This is a genomic window from Mesorhizobium sp. SARCC-RB16n (assembly GCF_008520305.1).
GTDB lineage: Bacteria > Pseudomonadota > Alphaproteobacteria > Rhizobiales > Rhizobiaceae > Mesorhizobium.
Window position 1 is genome coordinate 96,492 of record NZ_ML703296.1, and the last position, 22,151, is coordinate 118,642.

At 62.9% G+C, this 22,151-nt stretch carries 22 protein-coding genes and 1 tRNA gene; 10 read left to right on the forward strand and 13 right to left on the reverse strand.

The window, feature by feature from the left end:
- Window positions 1–68: 68 nt before the first annotated feature.
- Complete coding sequence (gene ubiB / locus C7I87_RS30955) at window positions 69–1,643, reverse strand: 2-polyprenylphenol 6-hydroxylase (protein ID WP_149907764.1); 1,575 nt, start codon at window positions 1,641–1,643, stop codon at window positions 69–71.
- A 70-nt stretch (window positions 1,644–1,713) separates the two neighbouring features.
- Entirely contained in the window at window positions 1,714–2,490 is a 777-nt protein-coding gene (ubiE, locus tag C7I87_RS30960) for a bifunctional demethylmenaquinone methyltransferase/2-methoxy-6-polyprenyl-1,4-benzoquinol methylase UbiE (protein ID WP_149907765.1), read from the reverse strand.
- Window positions 2,491–2,624: 134 nt separating this feature from the next.
- On the opposite strand from ubiE, the gene C7I87_RS30965 reads away from it, so the two are divergent.
- The 3 genes from C7I87_RS30965 to C7I87_RS30975 all read left to right on the forward strand — a co-directional run bounded on the left by C7I87_RS30965 (window position 2,625) and on the right by C7I87_RS30975 (window position 5,061).
- Window positions 2,625–3,599 carry an adenosine deaminase gene (locus C7I87_RS30965; RefSeq protein WP_149907766.1) on the forward strand — a complete coding sequence of 325 codons (975 nt, stop codon included), beginning with the start codon at window positions 2,625–2,627 and terminating at the stop codon, window positions 3,597–3,599.
- A gap of 148 nt (window positions 3,600–3,747) precedes the next feature.
- Complete coding sequence (upp, locus tag C7I87_RS30970) at window positions 3,748–4,377, forward strand: uracil phosphoribosyltransferase (RefSeq protein WP_149907767.1); 630 nt, start codon at window positions 3,748–3,750, stop codon at window positions 4,375–4,377.
- 120 nt (window positions 4,378–4,497) lie between these two features.
- The gene (locus C7I87_RS30975; protein WP_149907768.1) at window positions 4,498–5,061 is read left to right on the forward strand and encodes a TIGR02281 family clan AA aspartic protease; all 564 of its coding nucleotides are present in this window, start codon (window positions 4,498–4,500) and stop codon (window positions 5,059–5,061) included.
- Window positions 5,062–5,169: 108 nt separating this feature from the next.
- On the opposite strand, the gene deoA is transcribed toward C7I87_RS30975, so the two are convergent.
- The 6 genes from deoA to C7I87_RS31005 all read right to left on the reverse strand — a co-directional run bounded on the left by deoA (window position 5,170) and on the right by C7I87_RS31005 (window position 11,429).
- Window positions 5,170–6,489 (reverse strand): thymidine phosphorylase, encoded by a 1,320-nt coding sequence (gene deoA / locus C7I87_RS30980; RefSeq protein ID WP_149907769.1) that lies wholly within the window; start codon window positions 6,487–6,489, stop codon window positions 5,170–5,172.
- The gene (locus C7I87_RS30985; RefSeq protein WP_149907770.1) at window positions 6,489–7,298 is read right to left on the reverse strand and encodes a purine-nucleoside phosphorylase; all 810 of its coding nucleotides are present in this window, start codon (window positions 7,296–7,298) and stop codon (window positions 6,489–6,491) included. Before C7I87_RS30985 ends, deoA begins: the two co-directional genes overlap by 1 nt.
- 30 nt (window positions 7,299–7,328) lie before the next feature.
- On the reverse strand, window positions 7,329–7,721 hold the full coding sequence (gene cdd, locus C7I87_RS30990; protein ID WP_149907771.1) for a cytidine deaminase: 393 nt from the start codon (window positions 7,719–7,721) through the stop codon (window positions 7,329–7,331).
- Window positions 7,722–7,787: 66 nt separating this feature from the next.
- Window positions 7,788–8,759 (reverse strand): ABC transporter permease, encoded by a 972-nt coding sequence (locus C7I87_RS30995; protein WP_149907772.1) that lies wholly within the window; start codon window positions 8,757–8,759, stop codon window positions 7,788–7,790.
- 1 nt (window position 8,760) lies between these two features.
- Window positions 8,761–9,900 (reverse strand): ABC transporter permease, encoded by a 1,140-nt coding sequence (locus tag C7I87_RS31000; protein ID WP_149907773.1) that lies wholly within the window; start codon window positions 9,898–9,900, stop codon window positions 8,761–8,763.
- The gene (locus C7I87_RS31005) at window positions 9,897–11,429 is read right to left on the reverse strand and encodes an ABC transporter ATP-binding protein (RefSeq protein ID WP_149907774.1); all 1,533 of its coding nucleotides are present in this window, start codon (window positions 11,427–11,429) and stop codon (window positions 9,897–9,899) included. Before C7I87_RS31005 ends, C7I87_RS31000 begins: the two co-directional genes overlap by 4 nt.
- 215 nt (window positions 11,430–11,644) lie before the next feature.
- Here C7I87_RS31005 and C7I87_RS31010 point away from each other — a divergent pair, with 215 nt between their 5' ends.
- Together C7I87_RS31010 and C7I87_RS31015 are read left to right on the forward strand one after the other, a co-directional pair.
- Window positions 11,645–11,854, forward strand: coding sequence for a SlyX family protein (locus tag C7I87_RS31010; RefSeq protein ID WP_149907775.1), 210 nt, complete (start codon window positions 11,645–11,647; stop codon window positions 11,852–11,854).
- Window positions 11,855–11,876: 22 nt separating this feature from the next.
- A complete protein-coding gene (locus C7I87_RS31015) occupies window positions 11,877–12,275 on the forward strand; it encodes a hypothetical protein (protein WP_149907776.1) in 399 nt (132 codons plus the stop codon).
- Between the two features lie 62 nt (window positions 12,276–12,337).
- Here the strand turns inward: C7I87_RS31015 and C7I87_RS31020 are convergent, their stop codons facing one another.
- The 3 genes from C7I87_RS31020 to C7I87_RS31030 form a co-directional block, all read right to left on the reverse strand.
- Entirely contained in the window at window positions 12,338–13,327 is a 990-nt protein-coding gene (locus C7I87_RS31020) for a BMP family lipoprotein (protein ID WP_149907777.1), read from the reverse strand.
- A gap of 244 nt (window positions 13,328–13,571) precedes the next feature.
- A complete protein-coding gene (locus C7I87_RS31025) occupies window positions 13,572–13,895 on the reverse strand; it encodes a hypothetical protein (protein ID WP_149907778.1) in 324 nt (107 codons plus the stop codon).
- Window positions 13,896–14,026: 131 nt separating this feature from the next.
- A complete protein-coding gene (locus C7I87_RS31030; RefSeq protein WP_246696463.1) occupies window positions 14,027–14,746 on the reverse strand; it encodes a hypothetical protein in 720 nt (239 codons plus the stop codon).
- Window positions 14,747–15,115: 369 nt separating this feature from the next.
- Between C7I87_RS31030 and C7I87_RS31035 the strand changes: the two genes are divergently transcribed.
- Window positions 15,116–15,205, forward strand: a tRNA-Ser gene (locus C7I87_RS31035).
- A 91-nt stretch (window positions 15,206–15,296) separates the two neighbouring features.
- On the opposite strand, the gene C7I87_RS31040 is transcribed toward C7I87_RS31035, so the two are convergent.
- Window positions 15,297–17,171 carry a hypothetical protein gene (locus C7I87_RS31040; protein ID WP_210250673.1) on the reverse strand — a complete coding sequence of 625 codons (1,875 nt, stop codon included), beginning with the start codon at window positions 17,169–17,171 and terminating at the stop codon, window positions 15,297–15,299.
- A gap of 10 nt (window positions 17,172–17,181) precedes the next feature.
- Window positions 17,182–17,403 (reverse strand): hypothetical protein, encoded by a 222-nt coding sequence (locus C7I87_RS31045; RefSeq protein ID WP_149907780.1) that lies wholly within the window; start codon window positions 17,401–17,403, stop codon window positions 17,182–17,184.
- Window positions 17,404–18,013: 610 nt separating this feature from the next.
- Here C7I87_RS31045 and C7I87_RS31055 point away from each other — a divergent pair.
- The 4 genes from C7I87_RS31055 to kdpB are packed head-to-tail and all read left to right on the forward strand — an operon-like array spanning window position 18,014 to window position 22,145.
- The gene (locus tag C7I87_RS31055; protein ID WP_149907782.1) at window positions 18,014–18,103 is read left to right on the forward strand and encodes a potassium-transporting ATPase subunit F; all 90 of its coding nucleotides are present in this window, start codon (window positions 18,014–18,016) and stop codon (window positions 18,101–18,103) included.
- Window positions 18,104–18,128: 25 nt separating this feature from the next.
- Window positions 18,129–19,832 carry a potassium-transporting ATPase subunit KdpA gene (gene kdpA, locus C7I87_RS31060; RefSeq protein WP_149907783.1) on the forward strand — a complete coding sequence of 568 codons (1,704 nt, stop codon included), beginning with the start codon at window positions 18,129–18,131 and terminating at the stop codon, window positions 19,830–19,832.
- A 7-nt stretch (window positions 19,833–19,839) separates the two neighbouring features.
- The gene (locus C7I87_RS31065; RefSeq protein ID WP_149907784.1) at window positions 19,840–20,055 is read left to right on the forward strand and encodes a hypothetical protein; all 216 of its coding nucleotides are present in this window, start codon (window positions 19,840–19,842) and stop codon (window positions 20,053–20,055) included.
- Complete coding sequence (kdpB, locus tag C7I87_RS31070) at window positions 20,052–22,145, forward strand: potassium-transporting ATPase subunit KdpB (RefSeq protein WP_149907785.1); 2,094 nt, start codon at window positions 20,052–20,054, stop codon at window positions 22,143–22,145. The genes C7I87_RS31065 and kdpB overlap by 4 nt, the downstream gene beginning before the upstream one ends.
- Window positions 22,146–22,151: the final 6 nt, after the last annotated feature.

The following is a 22,151-nucleotide window of genomic DNA, read 5'->3' on the forward strand; positions in this document are numbered from 1 at the left end:
TGCCTGATAGCGATGATAGCAATGCAATCAAATTGCCGCAAGCTGCCGGCCTCGCCGTGAAGGCAGGCCTAAAGCAGCTTCCAGGCGATATAGACCAGCGTCAGCGCAATCACCCAAAGCGCCACACGGCCGGATCGGCTGTAGCGCGCCTCGGCTTTGCCGATGGCGCGGGCGGTCGTCTCGTCAAAGCGCAACCCATGCTCGGCCATGAGGTCGATCTCGCGCGAGAGCCGGTCGGTGCGTGCCGCCAGCTCCGGAGCCTGGCGGGCGAGCGTCAGCAACGCCTTGGCGCCGTCGCGCGCGTCGACCATCATGCCACGCGGCCCGAGGTTTCCCGCGATCCAGCCGCCGACGACCGGTTCTGCCGTCTTCCACATGTTGAAGGCGGGGTCGAGCGTGCGCGCCACGCCCTCGACCACCACCATGGTCTTCTGCAGCAGGATCAATTCAGGCCGCGTCGCCATGTCGAAAAGTTCGGTCACCTCGAACAGCAGCGTCAAAAGCTTGGCCATCGAAATGGTTTCGGCCGGCTGGCCGTGGATCGGCTCACCGATGGCTCGGATCGCTTGTGCGAAGGCTGAGACGTTGTGTTGGCGCGGCACATAGCCGGCCTCGAAATGCACCTCGGCGACGCGCAGATAATCGCGTGTGATGAAGCCGTAGAGGATCTCGGCGAGGAAGCGCCGTTCCTTCTTGCCGAGGCGCCCGGCAATGCCGAGATCGACGGCGACGATGGTGCCGTTTGCCTCGACGAACAAATTGCCCGGATGCATGTCGGCGTGGAAGAAGCCATCGCGCAGCGTATGGCGCAGGAAGGACTGGATGAGGTTGGCGGCGATCGCCTTCAGGTCATGGCCGGCGGCTTCGAGGCCGGCGATGTTGTTCATCTTGATGCCGTCGACCCATTCCATGGTCAGCACGTCGCGGCCGGTGCGCTCCCAGTCGACGGTTGGGACACGAAAGCCAGGGTCATCCCTGGTGTTCTCGCCGAGTTCGGAGAGTGCCGCCGCCTCGAGGCGCAGGTCCATCTCGATCTTGGTGGTCTGGGCCAGCGTTTCGGTCACCTCGACCGGCCGCAGCCGGCGCGAGGAAGGGATGTATTTCTCCTGCAGACGAGCGGCGAGAAAATAGCTTTCGAGATCGTGGAAGAAGCGGCGGCGAACGCCCGGCCGGATCACCTTCACCGCCACTTGGGTTGCCACGCCGTTATGCATGGTGTCGGCGGTATGCACCTGGGCGATGGAGGCAGCCGCGACGGGATCGCCGAACTGCGCATAGAGATCGCCCACCTTGCGCCCGAGCGAGGCCTCGATGGCCGCGATCGCTTCGGCCTTCGGGAAGGTGTGCATCTTGTCCTGCAGCATGGCGAGATCGAGCGCCATGTCGTTGCCGACGACATCTGGCCGCGTCGCCAGGAACTGGCCAAGCTTGACATAGGACGGGCCGAGCCGGACCACCGCCTTGGCCAACCGGTCGCTGCGCTCATAGGCGAGCGCGCGGCGACGGGTGAACAGCCGCGCCAGCCGCCAGCCGAATTTGGGCAGGCCGGACAGTTCCTCGCCGGGCAAGGCAGTGACGACGCCCTCGCGCACCAGCACCCAACCGGCCCGTACGAGCCGGAACCCCGCGCTGACGGTGCTCATGGCCGCGTCCGCCCCACCGGTTCATCGAACTGGTGCAAGGCGCGTCGCGTGCAGGAGATGGGCGACGGCTTCAAAGCTTCCAGCCCGAATGCAGGGCCGCTATGCCGCCGGAATAGTTGCGGAAGGAGACGCGGTCGAAGCCGGCGCGGGAAATCATCGCCGCGAAGTTTTGCTGGTTGGGGAATTTCGCGATCGATTCGACCAGATAGGAATAGGGCTCGCCGTCGCCGGTGACCAACTTGCCGATCTTGGGAATGGCATTGAACGACCAGGCTTCGTAGACCTTGTCGAGCAGCGGCATCTCGACCTCGGAAAACTCCAGGCACAGGAGGCGGCCGCCGGGCTTCAGCACGCGGAACGCCTCGCCCAGGGCCACGTCGATATGCGGGACGTTGCGAATGCCGAACGCGATGGTATAGGCGTCGAAACTGGCGCCAGGGAAGGGCAGTTCCTCGGCGTTGGCCTCGACGAAATCGGTGTTGGCGGACAATCCCTTCTTTTCGGCCCTGTCGCGGCCGACAGCGAGCATCGAGCCGTTGATGTCGAGTACGGTGGCATGAGCATGGCCATGGCTGGCATCGACGATGCGGAAGGCGATGTCACCGGTACCGCCGGCAACATCGAGCACGCGCCAGCCCGCGCGCTTGGGCGGATTGAGCCAGGCGACCATGGCATCCTTCCACAACCGGTGCAGGCCTGCGGACATCAGGTCGTTCATCAGGTCGTACCGGTTGGCGACCTTGTGGAAAACATCGTTGACCAGGGACTGCTTCTCGCCTTCCCCTACACGCTTGAAACCATAGGAGGTTTCCATGCCGCCGGCGGCCGTGGTTCTCTCAACTGACATTTTTTTGATCCGTCATAAAACCGGCGGGACCATAGCCGATCGATGATGCGGGCGCTATTGTTTAAGGCGCGGTGTTCAGCCGCGCTTCCAGGTGGTGGGTTTTCAAGACCTGGACTGACCGACGGGATGTTTGAATGCCTTTGAAAGCGGAACTGCACTGCCACATCGAAGGGGCAGCGGCGCCCGATCTCGTCATCCGCCAGGCGCAGAAATACGGCAAGGATACCTCGCCCTATATCCAGGACGGGTCCTTCGTCTGGCACGATTTCACCTCCTTTCTCGCGGCTTACGACTTTTCTGCCGACCTGTTCCGGACCGAGGAGGATTATGCGCGGCTGGCCGACCACTATCTGACCAGCCTTGCCCGCGACGGGGCGATCTACTCCGAGGTGTTCACTTCGCCGGACCACGCGACGAAAGCCGGGCTGTCGCCCAAGGCCTACACCGATGCGCTCGGCGAAGGCATGCTGCGCGCCAAGGCCAAGACCGGCATCGAGGGGCGTATGATCGTCACCGGCGTGCGCCATGTCGGTGTGGAATCGATCGAGCGGGCGGCACGCTTCGCGGCGCGCTGCGGCCATCCGCTGGTCACCGGCTTCGGCGTGGCCGGCGACGAGCGCATGGGCGACATGGAAGACTATGTCAGGGCCTTCGAGATCGCGCGCGAGGCGGGGCTCGGCATCACCGTCCATGCGGGCGAACTGACGGGCTGGGAGACTGTCCAGGCGGCACTCGACCATATCCGCCCGTCGCGCATCGGCCATGGCGTGCGCGCCATCGAGAATCGCGACCTTGTCCGGCGCATCGCCGACGAGGGCGTCGTGCTGGAGTGCTGCCCCGGTTCCAACATCGCGCTGAAGGTTTTCGACAGCTTTGCCGACCATCCGTTCCCGGCCCTGCAGGCGGCCGGCTGCAAGGTGACGCTCAACTCCGACGACCCGCCCTATTTCTGGACTTCGCTGAAGCGCGAATACGACATTGCGGCGGAGCATTTCGCAATGAATGAGAAAGCGCTCGCCAAGGTCACCCAGACGGCCATCGAGGCGGCTTTCGTCGACCGCAAGACCAAGGCGGCGCTTCTTGCCCGGCTGAACAGCGCCGCTCGCTGATTTCTTCCGACAAAGCTGTGGTCGATACGGGCCAAGCGGTTCCTTGGCCGGTCCAATATCGCTAGGGTTCGCCCAAGCAGCCTGAAGCGCGTCTCGTCCGAAAGGATCCACGCACGCGGTTTCGGGCGACACGCATCAGGAGAAGATCATGAAGGGCGTCACTGTCGTCGACCATCCGCTTGTCCAGCACAAGCTGACCATCATGCGCAAGAAGGAGACCTCGACGGCCGGATTCCGGCGGCTGCTGCGCGAGATATCGCTGCTGCTCGGCTATGAGGTCACCCGCAATCTCGAACTGACGACGACAACGATCGAAACGCCCATGGAGACGATGGAGGCTCCGACGCTGGAAGGCAAGAAGCTGGTCTTCGCTTCGGTGCTGCGCGCCGGCAACGGCTTGCTCGAAGGCCTGCTCGACCTGGTGCCGGCGGCCCGCGTCGCCCATGTCGGCCTCTACCGCGATCACGAGACGCTGGAGGCTGTCGAGTATTTCTTCAAGGCACCGAGCGACCTCGCCGACCGGCTGGTCATCGTCGTCGACCCGATGCTGGCGACAGCCAATTCGGCGATCGCGGCGATCGACAAGTTGAAAGAGCGCGGCGCCACCAATATCCGCTTCCTGTGCCTGCTGGCGGCGCCCGAAGGCATCGACCGCTTTACCAAGGCGCATCCCGACGTTCCGGTCTTCACCGCGTCCATCGATCGGCAGCTCAACGAGAAGGGCTACATCATGCCCGGTCTTGGCGACGCCGGCGACCGCATGTACGGGACAAAGTAATACCAGGCAAAGTGCTTGGCAGGATTTACCAAGCGTTTACGCAAAGACATGGTTTCGGCGCACGTTAAAGCGGCAAATACCATACGGGGCTAAAGGATCGGCAGTCACAAAGGCCGATCCATGCTGCGCAAGCTTCTTATTCTCAGCGTCTTTGCCGGTGCATCGGCATCGATCCCGGTTGTCTACCAGTCGAATCCGGGAATACTCGAAAACCTGCTGAAATCGGCGGTGATTGCCAAGCCCGGGGCCGGGGCGCAACCCGAGGTCAGCCTGGCGTCCGTTCCCGACAAGCTGGTGGCGCCGCTGCCGACCGGCCGCAAGGTCGTGGTTGCGGCTGACGGGCGCGGGCACTTCTCATCCACCTTCAAACTCAACGGCCGTCAGGTCGACGGCATGATCGACACCGGTGCGACGCTGGTGGCGGTCAATACGTCGACGGCACGCCGGATCGGGCTGTCGCTCAATCCCGCCGATTTCAGCCACGAGGTTAACACCGCCAACGGCACCATCAAGGCAGCCGTGGTGATGATCGACCGCCTGCAGATCGGCAGCATCAGCGTCGACGGTGTGCAGGCGATCGTGCTCGACGACAAGGCACTGCGCACCAATCTGATCGGCATGAGTTTTCTCAGCCGGCTCGGCAAATACCAGGCCGAGAACGGCACATTGCTGCTGGTTCAGTAGGGTGCCGTGAGAGCGTTCAGCGTTTGATAGAAACGCTGATCCGCTCCAACGCTTTGTTTTTACGCAACTCCGGACGGAAAACCGTTACACACTTTTCCTGGAATTGCTCTAGCCGCGCGGCAGGATTCGCCGGATGACCGACTTGTCGGCGACCGGCTTCGAAGCACCGATCGCATAGGCTGAAAGCACGGCCGCGGCGGCCGCCTCGGCATCGGACGGCGAGCGGGCGTGGATCAGCGCCAGCGCATCTCCGGCGTTTACTTCCGCGCCTATGGGCAGCAGCCTGGTGATGCCGACCGCGGGATCGATCTTGTCGTCGGGTCGGGAGCGCCCGCCGCCCAGCCCGACCACCGCGAGGCCGATGTCGCGGGTGGCGATATTGGTGACGAAACCCTCTGTCGTCGCCTCGACCGCGAATTCCGTTGCCGCCTTGGGCAGGTATTTTTCCGGCTTCTCGATGAAATCGGCCGGGCCGCCAAGCACAGTCACCATGCGCGAGAAGGTGGCTGCGGCGCGGCCGCTGGCGAGCGTCTCGGTGGCGCGGCGCATGCCGTCCTGATTGGACGACACCAATCCCGCCGACTGCAGCATTTCGGCGGCAAGCGCCAGCGTCACGTCCTCCAGTCGCCGGTCGCGCAAGCGGCCGGTCAGGAAATCGACGGCATTGCGCACCTCCACAGCATTGCCGGCGGCCGAGGCCAGCGGTTCGTTCATGCCGGTGATCAGCGCCGAGACCTTCAGCCCGGCGCCGCCGGCGACCTCGACCAGACTGTTGGCAAGCGCGGTCGCATCGCGCGATTTCTCCATGAAGGCGCCATTGCCGAGCTTAACGTCGAGCACCAGGGATTGCAGCCCTGCCGCGAGCTTCTTCGACAGGATCGATGCGGTGATCAGCGGCACCGACTCCACGGTTCCGGTCACATCGCGGATGGCGTAGAGCCGGCGATCGGCAGGTGCCAGATCAGCGGTCTGGCCGATGATGGCGCAGCCGGTTTCCAGCACCGCCTTGCGGAACAGCGCGATATCGGGCTGGCTGGTGTAGCCGGGAATGGCATCCATCTTGTCCAGCGTGCCGCCGGTATGGCCGAGACCGCGGCCCGAGATCATCGGCACATAGGCACCGCAGGCGGCGACGATCGGCGCCAGCATCAGCGAGACATTGTCGCCGACACCGCCCGTCGAATGCTTGTCCGTGACAGGGCCTGGCAAATCCGACCAGTCGAGCACGTCGCCGGAATCGCGCATGGCGAGCGTCATCGCCACGGCCTCGTCGCGGTTCATGCCGTTGAAGAACACCGCCATGGCGAACGCCGCGACCTGGCCATCGGTAACGGTGCCCGACGTCACGCCGTCGATGAAGGCTGCGATCTCGTGAGGCGCCAGCCTGTGGCCGTCGCGCTTGTGACGGATGATTTCCTGCGGAAGCATCAGCTCTCCAGAAGCCCGTCACGGAACACGCGCTGCAGTACCGTTGCCAGCCGGGATCCGCCAACCGGCGCCATGTCCTTGGTTTCCTGGTGCGAAAGCTCGGCTCCGGTCATGCCGGCGGCCAGGTTGGTGATGACCGAGCAGGCGGCGACGCGCAGGCCGAGAAAACGGGCGATAATGACTTCCGGCACGGTCGACATGCCGACTGCGTTGGCGCCCATGATGCGCGCCATGCGGATTTCGGCCGGCGTCTCGAAGCAAGGGCCCGAGAACCACATATAGACGCCCTTGTGCAGCGCTGTGCCGGTCGCCTGCGCCGCGCGTTCGATCGCGTGGCGGATGCCGGCATCGTAGGCTTCGGTCAGGCCGACGAAACGGCGGTCGCTCGGCTCGCCGATCAGCGGATTGGTGCCGGAGAAGTTGATGTGATCGGTGAGCAGCATCACCGAGCCCGGCGGCATATCCGGATCGACCGAGCCGGCTGCGTTGGTGAGGATCAGTTTCGTGATGCCGATGCCGGCAAGCACTTCCAGCACCGGCCGCATCGCCGCGGCATTGCCATGCTCATAGTAGTGGGCGCGGCCGGACAGCATCAGCACCGGAACGCCGGCAAACAGTCCGGCCACCACTTCGCCGGCATGGCCGCTGACACCGCTCCGGGGAAAGCCGGGCAGGTCGGCATAGGAGACGCGGATCGGATTCTGGATCCGGTCGACCAGGCCGCCCAGGCCCGAACCCAGCACCAGCGCGGTCGACGGCGCCAGGCCGTCCAGCCTTTCGATAAGATGGTCCAGCGCCTTTTCCGTCATCTCAGCCAGCCCGTCATTTCCGCCAACGCTTCATTTCAAAATGTCCGCCCGGAAGCCGTAGGGCAGCATGTCGCCCATGGTGACCGTTTCTGTGACGCCTGTATTATCGCAGAGATAGAGTTTCGTTTCCGGGCGGCAGAATTCGGCCAGCCGCTGACGGCAGCCGCCACAAGGCGAACACTTGGCCATGCGTTCGGCAACGACGGCGATTTCCACGATCTTGCCGCCGCCGGCCATGATGTAGTGACCAAGCGCGGTCGTCTCGGCGCACCAGCCCTCGGGATAGGAGGCGACCTCGATGTTGGCGCCGGTGAAGACGCGTCCGTCCTCGGTGCGCAAGGCGGCACCGACCGGGAACTTGGAATAGGGCGCATAGGCCTTGGCCATGGCGGCCTTGGCCGCTTCGAACAGATCATGCGACATTCAGTTGCTCATCTCCGATGACCGTGTCCAAAACCCGGCGCTTCGTCCGCGTCGAACTGTCGACCGTTAGCGTTCCTTGACATAGGGCACGCCGCCGGCGCGCGGCGGGATGGCCTTGCCGATGAAGCCGGCGAGCAGGATGACGGTGAGCACATAAGGCAGGGCCTGCATGAACTGTACCGACACCTTGCCGACAATGGGCAGCGGTGTCCCCTGCAGGCGGATCGACGCCGCGTCGAGGAAGCCGAACAGCAGGCAGGCGAACATGGCGTTGACCGGCTTCCATTTGGCGAAGATCAGCGCGGCCAGCGCGATGTAGCCCTTGCCCGCTGTCATGTCCTTCACGAAGCCGCCATTCTGCACCATCGAAAGATAGGCTCCGGCGAATCCGGTCAGGATGCCGGTGCAGATCAGCGCGCGATAGCGCAGCCAGGCGACCGAGATGCCGGCCGTGTCGACCGCGGCCGGGTTTTCGCCGACCGCGCGCAGCCGGAGGCCGAAGCGCGTGCGAAACAGCACCCACCAGGTGAACGGCACCATCGCAAAGGCGAAATAGACGAGGATCGAATGGCCGGAGAGCAGTTCGGCATAGATTGGACCGATGATCGGCACGTCCCTGATTGCGTCGGCGCCGGGCCAGGTGATCGCCTCGAACCGCTCGCCCGGTTGCAGCGCCGGCGTGCGGCCACCCTGCTGGAACCAGGCCTGGCCAAGGATGATGGTCGATCCGGCGGCGATGAAGTTGATCGCCACGCCCGAAACGATCTGGTTGCCGCGATGGGTGATCGAGGCAAAGCCGTGCACCAGTGCGAAGGCGACGGAGATCAGGATCGCCATGCCGAGACCGATAAGCGCCGAATGGAACACGGAAGCCGCGGCAGCACCCGCGAAGGCGCCGACCAGCATCTTGCCTTCGAGGCCGATGTCGAAAATGCCGGCTCGCTCCGAATAGAGGCCGGCGAGGCAGGCAAGCAGCAGCGGCACCGACAGGCGGATGGTCGAGTCCAGCACCTGGATGATTGCGTTGAAGATATCCATCTCAGGCGCCCTTTCCGTTGATCGCCTGCATGCCCACCGATTTCGGGCTGAACGAGGCGAACAGAGCCTGGATATAGGGCCTGAACATGTGCTCCAGCGCGCCGGCGAAGAGGATGACCAACCCTTGAATGATGACAATCATGTCGCGGCTGATCGCCGGCATCTCGAAGGCGAGTTCGGCGCCGCCCTGGTAGAGCATGCCGAACAGGATCGCTGCCAGCACGATGCCGACCGGATGCAGGCGGCCCATCAGCGCCACGGCGATGCCGACGAAGCCGGCGCCCGAAACGAAGTCGATCGCGACATTATGCTGGTCACCCATCACCGGGTTGAGCGCCATCATGCCGGCCAGCGCGCCCGAGATCATCATCGCGGTGATGATGATGCGGGTTTCCGAAATGCCGGCATAGCGGGCCGCCTTCGGGCTGTGGCCATAGGTGCGCATCTCGTAGCCGAGCTTGGTGCGCCAGATCAGCAGCCAGACCAGGAAGGCCATCACCAGCGCCAGCAGGAAGCAGATGTTGAGCGGGGCCGAGCGGATCTTGGCGCCGAACAGTTCGATGATCCAGTTAAGCTTCGGCAGTTCCGCGCCGGCGAGGAAGTTGCGCGTCTGCGGCGCCTGCGACCCGGCCGGCTTCAGCGGACCGACCAGCAGATAGACCATGATCGATGCGGCGATGAAGTTGAACATGATCGTCGTGATGACGATGTGCGAGCCGCGCTTGGCCTGCAGGTAAGCGGGGATCAACGCCCACAATGCGCCCACAAGCGCCGAGGCCACGATGGCCAGCGGAAATGTCAGCCACCAAGGCAGCGTGCTGTCGAAGGAAAGACAGACGATGGCGATGCCGAGGCCGGCGATGTAGGCCTGTCCCTCGGTGCCGATGTTGAACAGGCCGCAATGCGCCGCCACCGCCACCGAAAGTCCGGTGAATATGAAGGTCGTGGCATAGAACAGGGTGAAGGCGATGCCTGTTCCCTTGCCGAAGGCGCCTTCGACCAGGATGACGGCGGCGCGGAACGGGTTTTCGCCGACCAGCATGACGACGAAGCCGGCGACGATGAAGGCGACCGACAGGTTGATCAGCGGGATCAGTCCGTAGTCGGCCCAGGCCGGCAATTTGGCATAAGGCGTGCTCACTGCGCGGCCTCCTGATGCTCGACACCGGCCATCAGCAGGCCAAGCTCGCCTTCGGTCGCCTCGGGGCCGCGCTCGCCGACGATTCGGCCGGCAAACATCACCAGGATACGGTCGGAGAGCGAACGGATCTCGTCGAGCTCGACCGAAACCACCAGCACCGCCTTGCCCTGGTCGCGCATGGCGATCAGGCGCTTGTGGATGAATTCGATGGCGCCGACATCGACGCCGCGCGTCGGCTGACCGACGATCAGCACGCCGGGGTCCTGTTCGATCTCGCGCGCCAGTACGATCTTCTGCTGGTTGCCGCCAGAAAAATTGGCCGTCTTCAGGCGCGGATTGCCGGGACGGATGTCGTATTTCTCGATCTTGTCCCTGGCATCGGCCATGATGGCGTCGATGTTGAGGAACGGTCCCCTGAGGTAACGGGGATCGTCGTGGTAACCGAGGATGGAATTCTCGTTCTCCTCGAAAGCCAGCACCAGCCCGACATGGTGGCGGTCTTCCGGCACGTGGGCGAGGCCGCGGTCGCGCAATTCGCCGGGATCGGCCTTGCCGGTGAGATCGATCGGCTTGCCCTCGAGCATCACGGAACCGGAAACGGCGTGCCTGATGCCGGAAATCGCCTCGAGCAATTCGGATTGGCCGTTGCCGGCGACGCCGGCAATGCCGACGATCTCGCCGGCGCGCAAATCGAAGGAGACGTCGTCGACCATGGTGACGCCGCGGGAATCCCTGACCGTCAGGTTCTTGACCGCGAGCTTGACGGCACCGGCCTCGGCCTCGCCCTTTTCGACCCGGAGCAGCACACGGCGCCCGACCATCAGTTCGGCCAGTTCCTCTACAGTGGTTTTCCTGGTCTCCCGGGTCGCCACCATCGTGCCCTGACGCATGACCGACACCGTGTCGGTGATGGCCATGATCTCGCGCAGCTTGTGGGTGATCAGCACCACCGTCTTTCCCTGTTCCTTCAACTGTCTGAGAATGCGGAACAGATGGTCGGCCTCGGCCGGAGTGAGAACACCGGTCGGCTCGTCGAGGATCAGGATTTCGGCGCCGCGATAAAGCGCCTTGAGGATTTCGACGCGCTGCTGCAGGCCGACCGGCAGTTCCTCGATGATCGCGTCGGGATCGACTTCCAGCCCGTATTCGCGTTCCAGCCGGTCAAGCTCGGAGCGCGCCTTGGCGATGCTGCTCTTCAGAAGCGCATCGGTTTCGGCGCCGAGGATGATGTTCTCCAGCACCGAGAAATTGTCGACCAGCATGAAATGCTGGTGCACCATGCCGATGCCGAGCGCGATCGCGTCGTTGGGTGTCTTGATCGATGCCGGCTTGCCGCCGACACGGATCTCGCCGCTGTCGGCCTGGTAGAAACCGTAGAGGATCGACATCAGCGTCGACTTGCCGGCGCCGTTCTCGCCGACGATGCCGTGGATGGTGCCGCGCGCGATCTCCAGATTGATGTCGCGGTTGGCGCGCACCGCGCCAAAACTCTTGTTGATGCCGATCAGTTCGATTGCGGCTTGCGCCATGCAGCCCGTCCCACTCTTATTTTTTTATCGCTTGGTCAAAATGCCTAGCATGACGCTCCGCCCATGCCAATTGTCCGGAGCAGCGTCCACTCTCGACAAATCCCCGCGCGCTTGTCAATTTCGAACGTGGCCGAAGCTCTCACATTCGCTAATATGAAGACGTCGAAATTCGCATCAGGATGCAAGGTATTGCGGTGCAAGATCAGGGATTGCGAATGACCATGCCCACCGACCGGCTGACGACGCTGGAAATCCGTGCCGCCGAGCAGGAGAAGACCATCGAGGAACTGTCGGGCCAGATCGCCGATCAGTGGAAGGTGATCGAGCGCATGCAGCGCAAGCTCGATGCGTTGACCGACCGCTTCCTGGCTCTTGAAGAGCAGGCGGCGCCGGATGTGCCGGTGACCAAGCCGCCACATTGGTAAGGAAAAGGGGAGGGCCCTGGCCATGGCCGGTGAAAGCGACCGCATCGCAAGTGCCGGCGATTACGTGCTGGGGCTGATGAACGATGCCGAGCGCGAGCGGGCCGAGCGCGATCTCGAGATCGATCCTGCCTTCCGCGACGCGGTGGTGCAACTCGCCGAACGCATGCATGTCTTCGACCGCGCCGAAAAACCGGCCGGCGCCAATCATTGGGCGCTGGTCACGCAACGCCTCGCCGAATTGCCGCAAATGCGCGGCGTTGGCCTGGGCGGCAACGATGCCAAGTCACAGACAATGATCCGGAGCCTGTCGCGGCCGCCATACGGCGTTGGCGTGCACGCGCTTGGCGGTCGGCGTGGGCTTTTCGTTGCCATCGGGCTGATAGCGGCCTTTGCGCTGGGTTATCTGGCGGGCAAACTATAGGCCGATGCAAAACCGCCGGGCTTTCGCCCGGCGGTTCCAATCTTGCCGTATGGTGCCGCCGATCAATACGGGCAGGCGTTGTCGGCGGTGTAGTCGTGCACCTTGACCGTGCCGGCGATGATGTCGGCCTTGGCCTTTTCGACGGCCGCCTTCATCGCGTCGGTTACCAGCGCCTTGTTGTTGTCGTCCATGGCGTAGTCGACGCCGCCTTCCTTGAGGCCGAGATTCTCGACGCCACCCTTGAAGGTGCCGTTCTTGCCGTCCATGAAGGCGGTGTAGACGGCAACGTCGACGCGCTTCAGCATCGAGGTCAGCACCTTACCTGGCTGCAGGCCGTTCTGGTTGGAATCGACGCCGATGCCGAGCTTGCCGGCATCCGCCGCTGCCTGCAGCACACCAACGCCGGTGCCGCCGGCCGCCGCGTAGACCACGTCGGCGCCCTGGTCGATCTGCGTCTTGGCGATCTCGCCACCCTTGGCCGGATCGTTCCACGCCGCCGGTGTGTCACCAGTCATGTTCTGGATGACGTCGGTGGCACCCGCCGACTTGGCGCCGCCGACATAGCCGCATTCGAACTTGCGGATCAGCGGGATGTCCATGCCGCCGACAAAGGCAACCTTCTTCGACTTCGATGCCATCGCCGCCATTATGCCGACGAGATAGGAGCCTTCGTTCTCCTTGAATACCAGCGAGCGGACATTGGGCAGGTCGACGGCATCGTCGATGATCGCGAACTTGAGATCGGGATATTCGGCCGCGACCTTCTTCAGCGCATCCTCCCAGGCAAAGCCGGCCATGACGATCGGGTTGTGGCCGTCCTCGGCGAAGCGGCGCAGCGCCTGCTCGCGCTGCGAGGCGTTCGACACTTCGAACTCGACATAGGGGACGCCGGTCTCGGTCTTAAACTTCTCGGCGCCGTGATAGGCAGCCTCGTTGAAGGATTTGTCGAACTTGCCGCCCAGGTCATAGAGGATGGCCGGCTGGACATCCGCGGCGAAAGCCGGAAGAACCATTGCGGTTGCGGCCAGAAGGCCGAGAACGATACGTTTCATGTGATCCACACCCTGTCGGTTATTTTTTCCGTTACGCACCGCCTGCCTGCCCGGTTCTCCGGCCGGCAAACGACGTCAGCCAGGAGTGTATTCCCCTCCCGCTCCCGGGCAATCTGGCACGGCCCGAAACAAAATTCACGCGGAATTTTGACCTTTTGGAAAAGCGTGCCATGGGCACGCTGCGCCGCGGTCCGATCCTTGCGCGCAAGCCGTCGGAGCCGGCCGGAATGGCGATGCCGACGGCTCAGTTCGTGGCGAACTGTCCCGCGCGTCGCTGCCGCCGGTAGCCGATGGCGTAAAGCAGGAAGGCCAGCACCGCGAAGACGGCAAAGCCGGGCTGGTTGAGCACCCAGGCGATGGCGCCGTCCCACAGCAGGGGACTGGCCTTGGCGCGGACATAGGTTTCGAAGGCCGCCCGCGTGTCCGGCGAGACGGCCAACCAGCTCGCGTTGAGCGGGGTCAGCACAAGGGCCGAAGCCGCCACCGTGCGCGTCGTGTCGAGCACCGCCATGATGACGGAAACCGACAGCGCGACCATGGCCGCAAGACGAAAGACGAAGCGAAACATCAAAGCTCTCCCCCGGTTTATCCTGGACACTGACCAGGAGCCTCCGGCACATATCCCGAACCAGGAATAGAATGCGTGCGGTTTGTCCGCAATCGCGATACGCGAATTTGAAGGCTGGCGCTTTCCGGACCCTATGCGACCGGCTTGCGCCCACGACGGTGGACCAGCCAGACGGCAAGAATGCCTCCGGCGATGGCGCCGACCACCAGCCCGGCCAGTCCGATGAAGGCGGCAAAGTAGCCGCAGCCGCCCTCGAAGCAACTGACCTCGGCGACATCGGCGATCACCGAGCCAGCCACGAAGCCGCCAACCGCGCCGATGACCGCGCCCAGGATGATGCCGAGCAAGGCAGCGACGATGGAAACGAAGACCGGCGGCGCTTCGCTTTGCGGTTTGGCGTAGACGGTCTCGGCGCCGGAGCCGCGACGCAAAAGGTAGATGCAAAGCAGGCCGGCGCTGATCTCGATGGCGGTGATGCTCAAGCTCCTGGCGGAGAATGCGAAATCGGGTACCGTAAGCACATAGGCCTGCCTTGCCAGCAGCCAAACGATAGTGGCGATCTGCCAGACGATGAACTGGCGGGGAAAGCGCCCCGAGCGGCCAAAGGCGAGGCCGAGCAGGTAGAGCCCCCACAGGATGGTGACGACATTGGCGATGAGGCCGCCGAGCAGGAAATTGAAAACCTTGTCCGGCAGGCCGGAATTCCCGACCAGCCACCAGGCCGATGCCAGGCCATAGACCGACCATGCCATGACGAAGATGAGCCAGCCCACCGGGACGTAGGACAGGTCGCTGCCCGGATAGCCGCCCGGCACCTGCCCACCGCCCGGTTTTTCACTGCTTGATGTCATGTCCGGACGATGCCCCCACAAAGCCTTACCTTCACTCGACAGGTGCCCCGCGGCGAAGTCAAGCGCGGCCAGCCTTATGGTCCTGGCTGTGCACATCGTTCGGGCGGCGGCTTGAAAACGGATGCGATGGCGCCCTGGCGGAACGGTGTGTGGCCGGCAAAGCGAATAGACTGCCGTTATGGCTTGGCATTCGGCGCGGGATCGACTAGATGAGCCCCGCGCCTGTTGCTTCGACGGCTCAGGTGCGAAGGGAAGGTGTTTGCTGGTTGGCGGCACCACGGTGCTGATATCGCGTACCGGCCTCCCTGAAGGGACTGCATTGTCCCCAACCCGCGCGGCAAAACCGGCCATCGCGAAAAATGCAAGGACGGAGAGGTGGCCGAGTGGTTGAAGGCGCACGCCTGGAAAGTGTGTTTACGGGAGACCGTAACGCGGGTTCGAATCCCGCTCTCTCCGCCACCACATCTCGATAACCATTGATTTGTAACGACTTTTCGGAACAGCAGACCGCCACCAGTTCTCTGCTCTCAAGCAAAAAGGCGTATCATCATCACGGCGCTTTTTTGCGTACCCAGACGCACCCCTTACGCCGCCTCCGGTTCCATGAGGGCAAATCCATGCGCTTTGAGCTCGGCGTTGATCCACTTTCGTGCAGTCGTGATACTCTGACGATAGTCATCTGCCGCGACTCCGGGGAGGTCGCCCTTTCGAGATCCTCAAGTGACCATCCATCAACCAACCGTTTACTGATCGCGTAGCAAGTGGCTTTGCCCACGCGAAATGCCATAGATCGCTGTGCCGCCCTCAGGACGATGCTACGAAGCACCTCTCCTTCTACCTGTCCTGCGAAGTGTACTTCCAGCTCCGCGGTCATCCTGTCGACTGCGGAATAAAGGCCATTGATGAAGAGCGTCTGCGCATCCTTATAAAAGCGGCCGGCACGTCCCTTCATCTGCTTCCCCTCGACCTCGGCAGGATCGTCCAGTATCTCGATCGTAGGGACGCGCTCAAGTGCCTTCGCTTCCTTGGAAAGCTTCGCGCCCTCTGGGGCCTTTCGGATTTTCTTCTCCGTCGCCCTCGAACCGGAATTCCGTTCGCCGCGAAGGAAGCGATCCTCTTCCTCGTCGTCTATCGAATCGGCGTCAGCCGAGCGGGCCTCGTCGAGACCGACATCACTATCCTCGGTTCGCTGGGGCATTTTGAGCGACTTCACGTAGGTCGAAGTCGGCAAGCGGAACTCATCAAGTAACTTCTGAAGGTCGTTTTGCAGATCGTCGAGGTTTTCGTCTCTCGGAGGATGAGCCTTTCTGATGACCTCTTTCACCCATTCGGGCATTAGTTCGCGGACCTTCACGGCGTAGTCGTCGGTTGTGATCGGATTGCGCTCCTCGACAGTGGTGAGGGCGTCACGATACTGGTTTGGAAGAGCTGCGTTCTCCGGTAGGTAGATCTCGACTGTAAGGATGGTGGAGCCGAAAGGTATCCCATAATTTGGGGCGATAGCTGACCACTTGGGTCCGGTGCGGTAGTCGTATCGCTCGCCCTTATGGACCAGTGCACAGAACGATGTCGATGATGTCGCCGGGTTGTTGAGCGCGCTGATAGAGTGGCTATAATTGGCGTGTTTCGGGTCGTGTACGTACTGAATTCTCACGCCTGTCTCGGGACAGATGACAGTCTCTGCGTTCGGAAGTTGCGGTATCACGTCTTGCAGCGTTTTGAGGGTGCGAGTCCTTCCTGTTTCATCTCGCCCGCCTCCTTTCGTCATGGCGACATCCAAAATCACTTTGACACCCGGACGAAACTCTGCGAACCGCCGAAAGATCTGTGTTGCGACGTAGCTGCGGTCGACACGGATTCCCCTGCCGATCGGTTCCGATACCGTGTCATGGAGGTCGGCCTCACCCATGAGCACGACTTCCGTCCAGTCGTATGAGAGATCGGCCGTCTTCCGCACCGCCTCGGTGACATCGAAAACGGTCTCCTGCCGCCCCTCGACATCGAAGGCAAATCGAACAAACGTATCCGCTTCGTCGTCGAATCCTATTGTAACCTCGTGAACCAAGCCGGCCTTGCAGGAGCGATAGCGGATCCCTGCGGGCGAGGCGGTCAGGCCGGAGACCTTGGCGCCTATGCCGAAATTTTCGTTAAGCGACAGCTGTTTGTTGATTGAGGAAGAGATGTTCGTTGCCGTTCGAAGCTCCCCGGAATCCATTCCCGGTCCGGTATTCCAGAACGTTAGCTTTCGAATGTCTCCGATCAAAGACGGGTAGACCCGCACAGTTCGGTGGCCCACGGGTGCCAGTGCGGCACATTCCTGTGCGTTCATGAAGAACTCCCGGGCAAGTGTATGTCGCGGCGCTTGGCCGATTAGCCGGTTGATCAGAAACTTATCGTCCTGGATTGTCAGGCGTTCGAAGCTCATCGCACAGACCCTATAGCTTGAAGACGTCCTTCTCAGCTGCCGACGTAGATCCGAACTTCCGCTCTAGATCTGACGTTGCATCACGAAGCGCCTTGGCAATTTTCTTCACGTCGCTCTCGTCAAATTCGTAGGCTCTCCGGTTCGAAAGATTTCCGATTTTTCGGATGGCCTCCAGAGCCGCCTGAGTTCTTCCCTCGGCAAGCTTTACGAATTTCTCCCTTTTTTCTGACATACCTGCACTCCCGCGCGTGAAAGAGTAGTGATTCAACGACACGCAAAAAATGTCAATGTCCAGAGAATATTCTGATGAATTTCGTTGCACATTTCAGAATCCGGGGGCGCCAACCGTTGATCTGGTCGAGCCCCCAGCGCGGTAAAGGTGCAGAGACGGCTCGGATCAGTCGTGACAAGGGGCGATGAGTGCTGGGGCTGACGGTCCGCTCTCGAGAAAAGCAGGCACGAACCAAAGCTGCCTGGCAATCGGTGCCACCTTCAAACCGTGGCTCGCCGGCAATCGTCGAAGGCGACCTCCTCGCCGGCGGTTCGCCGCCCGCCTCAAAACCTTTATAAAATTCCTATTTCTTTCCCATCCGTCCCGTCTCGAACCTTTATGGCGATCGGGTCCATATTGCACGCCGACAGAAGCTTTGAATGTCGTCGCCATCAAGGCGACGAGCAAGTGCGAGCGGTTTTTGGCCTCTTCGATTGTGGCCGAAAGACACAAGTGAAAGCAAGGAACGCAATCATGGATGTCATTGTTGTCGGGATCGGGGTTTTGTTCTTCGCCCTGTCCATCGTCTACGTCAAAGCCTGCAACAGAATCTGAGCGGAAGGATCGAACCATGATTTTCGACTACGTCCTTGGTGGTGGCGTGACCTTGTTCCTGCTCGCCTACCTGACCTATGGCCTCATTCGCCCAGAGCGTTTCTAGTCCACCGGCGCACGGAAGCTACATCATGACCATAAACGGATGGATACAGATCCTCCTCTATTGCGGGATCCTCGTCTTGCTGGTGAAGCCGCTTGGCTTCTACATGCACCGCGTCTTCAAAGGCGATCGCACGCCGCTCTCGCCGGTCTTGCGCCCGCTCGAGCGGGGGCTCTACCGCATTTGCGGAACCAGCGAGCGCGAGGAACAGCACTGGACCACCTATGCGGTGGCCATGCTGCTGTTCAACCTGGCGGGCTTTCTGGTGCTCTATTTCCTGCAGCGCCTGCAAGGCAGTCTGCCCTACAATCCGGCCGGCATGAGCGCGGTCGACCCGGCGCTCGCCTTCAACACCGCCGCCAGTTTCATGACCAACACCAACTGGCAGAACTACGGCGGCGAAAGCACGATGTCCTATCTCGTGCAGATGGCCGGCCTGGCGGTCCAGAATTTCGTCTCCGCCGCCACCGGCATCGCCATTGCGATTGCGCTGATCCGCGGATTTGCCCGCGCTTCCGGAAAATCGATCGGTAGTTTCTGGGTCGATATGACGCGCGCCACGCTCTATGTGCTTTTGCCGCTCTGCATCGTGCTCACCCTGGTCTATGTCTGGCTCGGCATGCCGCAGACGCTCGGGCCTTACGCGGATGCCACGACGCTGGAGGGCGCCAAGCAGACGATCGCGCTCGGCCCGGTCGCCTCGCAGGTCGCCATCAAGATGCTCGGCACCAATGGCGGCGGTTTCTTCAATGCCAATGCGGCGCATCCCTTCGAGAATCCCGACGCCATCTCCAACCTGATCCAGATGCTGTCGATCTTCGTCATCGGCGCTGCCTTGACCAACGTCTTCGGACGCATGGTCGGCAACCAGCGTCAGGGCTGGGCTATACTGGCCTCGATGGGCGTGCTGTTCATCGCCGGCGTCGCCGTCTGCTACTGGGCGGAAGCCGCGGGAAATCCGCTGGTCCATGCGCTCGGCATCGACGGCGGCAACATGGAAGGCAAGGAGACCCGTTTCGGCATCGCGCTCTCGGCGTTGTTCGCGGTCATCACCACCGCCGCCTCCTGCGGCGCGGTCAACGCCATGCATGACAGCTTCACCGCGCTCGGCGGTATGATTCCGCTCATCAACATGCAGCTCGGCGAGGTCATCGTCGGCGGCGTCGGCGCCGGTTTCTACGGCATGCTGATGTTCATTCTGATCGCCGTCTTCGTTGCCGGACTGATGGTCGGCCGAACGCCCGAATATCTCGGCAAGAAGATCGAGGCCAAGGAGGTCAAGATGGCGATGCTGGCCATTCTGTGCCTGCCGCTGGCGATGCTGATCTTCACGGCCATCGCGGTGGTGCTGCCGAGCGCGGTCGCGTCGATCGCCAATGGTGGGCCGCACGGCTTCTCCGAAATCCTCTACGCCTACACCTCGGCGGCGGCGAACAACGGTTCGGCCTTCGGCGGCCTCAACGGCAACACGCCCTGGTACAACATCACGCTCGGTATCGGCATGCTGATGGGCCGTTTCCTGGTCATCATCCCGGCGCTCGCCATCGCCGGCGCGCTGGCCGCGAAGAAGACCGTGCCCGCCTCGGCCGGCACTTTCCCGACCGACAGTGCGCTGTTCGTCGGGCTGCTGGTCGGCGTCATCGTCATCGTCGGCGGCCTGACCTTCTTCCCGGCGCTTGTCGTCGGACCTGTTGTCGAGCACCTGGCGATGATCCATGGACAGACATTCTGAGGCAGACATGTCCTGGCTCACCAACAAGCGCCGCAATGTCAGGCATCGGGCCGATCCTGGGAAGGAGGGGCTGCCGCCTCCCTTCCCAACCATGTCGACGTTTCTTGGGCTTGCCGCCGCGATGATCGCACTCTGGCTGCTGGCCTACGGGCTTCCACACCTTTTTTCGGCACACGAGCAAACGGTGCCGTCCATCAACACTGAAGCCGGAGCTTCAAAATGAGCCAGTCGAAGTCAGCCAGCATCATGGATGCCGGTATCCTGTGGCCCGCCATCGGCGGCGCCTTCCGCAAACTCGATCCGCGCACGCTAGCCCGCAATCCGGTGATGTTCGTCGTCGCCGTCGTCTCGGCGCTGACATCGGTGCTGTTCGTCAAGGACCTCGTCACCGGTGGCGGCGACCTGCGCTTCACGCTGCAGATCATCATCTGGTTGTGGTTCACCGTGTTGTTCGCCAACTTCGCCGAAGCCGTCGCCGAAGGGCGCGGCAAGGCGCAGGCGGATTCGCTGCGCAAGGCGCGCACCGAAACCCAGGCCAAGCTTTTGGCCAGCGAGGACCGGACGAAATTCAAGCTGGTGCCCGGCACCGGCCTGAAGGTCGGCGACATCGTTCTCGTCGAGGCCGGCGACATCATCCCGTCCGACGGCGAGGTGGTGGAAGGCGTCGCCTCGGTCAACGAAGCGGCGATCACCGGCGAGTCCGCGCCGGTGATCCGCGAATCCGGCGGCGACCGCTCGGCGGTGACCGGCGGCACGCAGGTGCTCTCCGACTGGATCCGCGTGCGTATCACCGCCGCCGCCGGCCACACGTTCCTCGACCGCATGATCTCGCTGGTCGAAGGCGCAGAGCGCCAGAAGACGCCGAACGAGATCGCGCTCAACATCCTGCTCGTCGGCATGACGCTGATCTTCGTGCTGGCCACCGCGACCATCCCGAGCTTTGCCTCCTATTCCGGCGGCTATATCTCGGTGACCGTGCTCGTCGCCCTGTTCGTGACGCTCATCCCGACCACGATCGGCGCGTTGCTGTCGGCCATCGGCATTGCCGGCATGGACCGCCTGGTGCGCTTCAATGTGCTGGCCATGTCGGGCCGCGCCGTGGAGGCCGCCGGCGACGTCGACACGCTGCTGCTCGACAAGACCGGCACGATCACGCTCGGCAATCGCCAGGCGACGGAATTCCGCCCGGTCAAGGGCGTCAGCGAGCAGGAGCTGGCCGACGCGGCACAGCTTGCCTCGCTCGCAGACGAGACGCCGGAAGGCCGCTCGATCGTGGTGCTGGCCAAGGAGAAATATGCCATCCGAGCCCGCGACATGGCAACGTTGCATGCTACCTTCGTGCCCTTCACCGCGCAGACCCGCATGAGCGGCGTCGACGTAGACGGCTCCTCGGTGCGCAAGGGCGCGGTCGATTCGATCCTGACCTATGTCAGCCAGCCGACATCAGCCACGCATGGCACACGGCCCGGAAGCGAAACTGTGCGCGACCTGCAGGCGATCGCCGACGAGGTCGCCAAATCGGGCGGTACGCCGCTGGCGGTCGAGCGGGACGGACGGCTGCTCGGCGTCGTCCACCTGAAGGACATCGTCAAGGGGGGCATCCGCGAGCGCTTCGCTGAGCTGCGCAGCATGGGCATCCGCACGGTGATGATCACCGGCGACAATCCGATGACGGCGGCAGCCATCGCCGCGGAAGCCGGCGTCGACGACTTCCTCGCCCAGGCAACGCCCGAGGACAAGCTGAAGCTGATCCGCGACGAGCAGGCCAAGGGCAAGCTGGTCGCCATGTGCGGCGACGGCACCAACGATGCGCCAGCCCTTGCACAGGCCGATGTCGGCGTCGCCATGAATACTGGCACGGTCGCCGCCCGCGAGGCCGGCAACATGGTCGACCTCGACAGCGATCCGACCAAGCTGATCGAGATCGTCGAAATCGGCAAGGCGCTGTTGATGACGCGCGGTTCGCTGACCACCTTCTCGATCGCCAATGACGTCGCCAAGTACTTCGCCATCATCCCGGCCATGTTCGCCGTCTTCTACGTCGCGCCCGGCCAGACGACCGGCCCGTTGCAGGCGCTCAACATCATGCACCTGGCGACACCGCAGAGCGCCATCCTGTCGGCCATCATCTTCAACGCGCTGATCATCATCGCGCTGATCCCGCTGTCGCTGCGCGGCGTGAAGTACCGGGCGATCGGCGCCGGTGCGCTGCTCAGCCGCAACCTTCTCGTCTACGGCCTCGGCGGCATCGTCGTGCCGTTCGTCGGCATCAAGATAATCGACATGGCCGTCACGGCCCTCGGCCTCGCGTAAGGATCG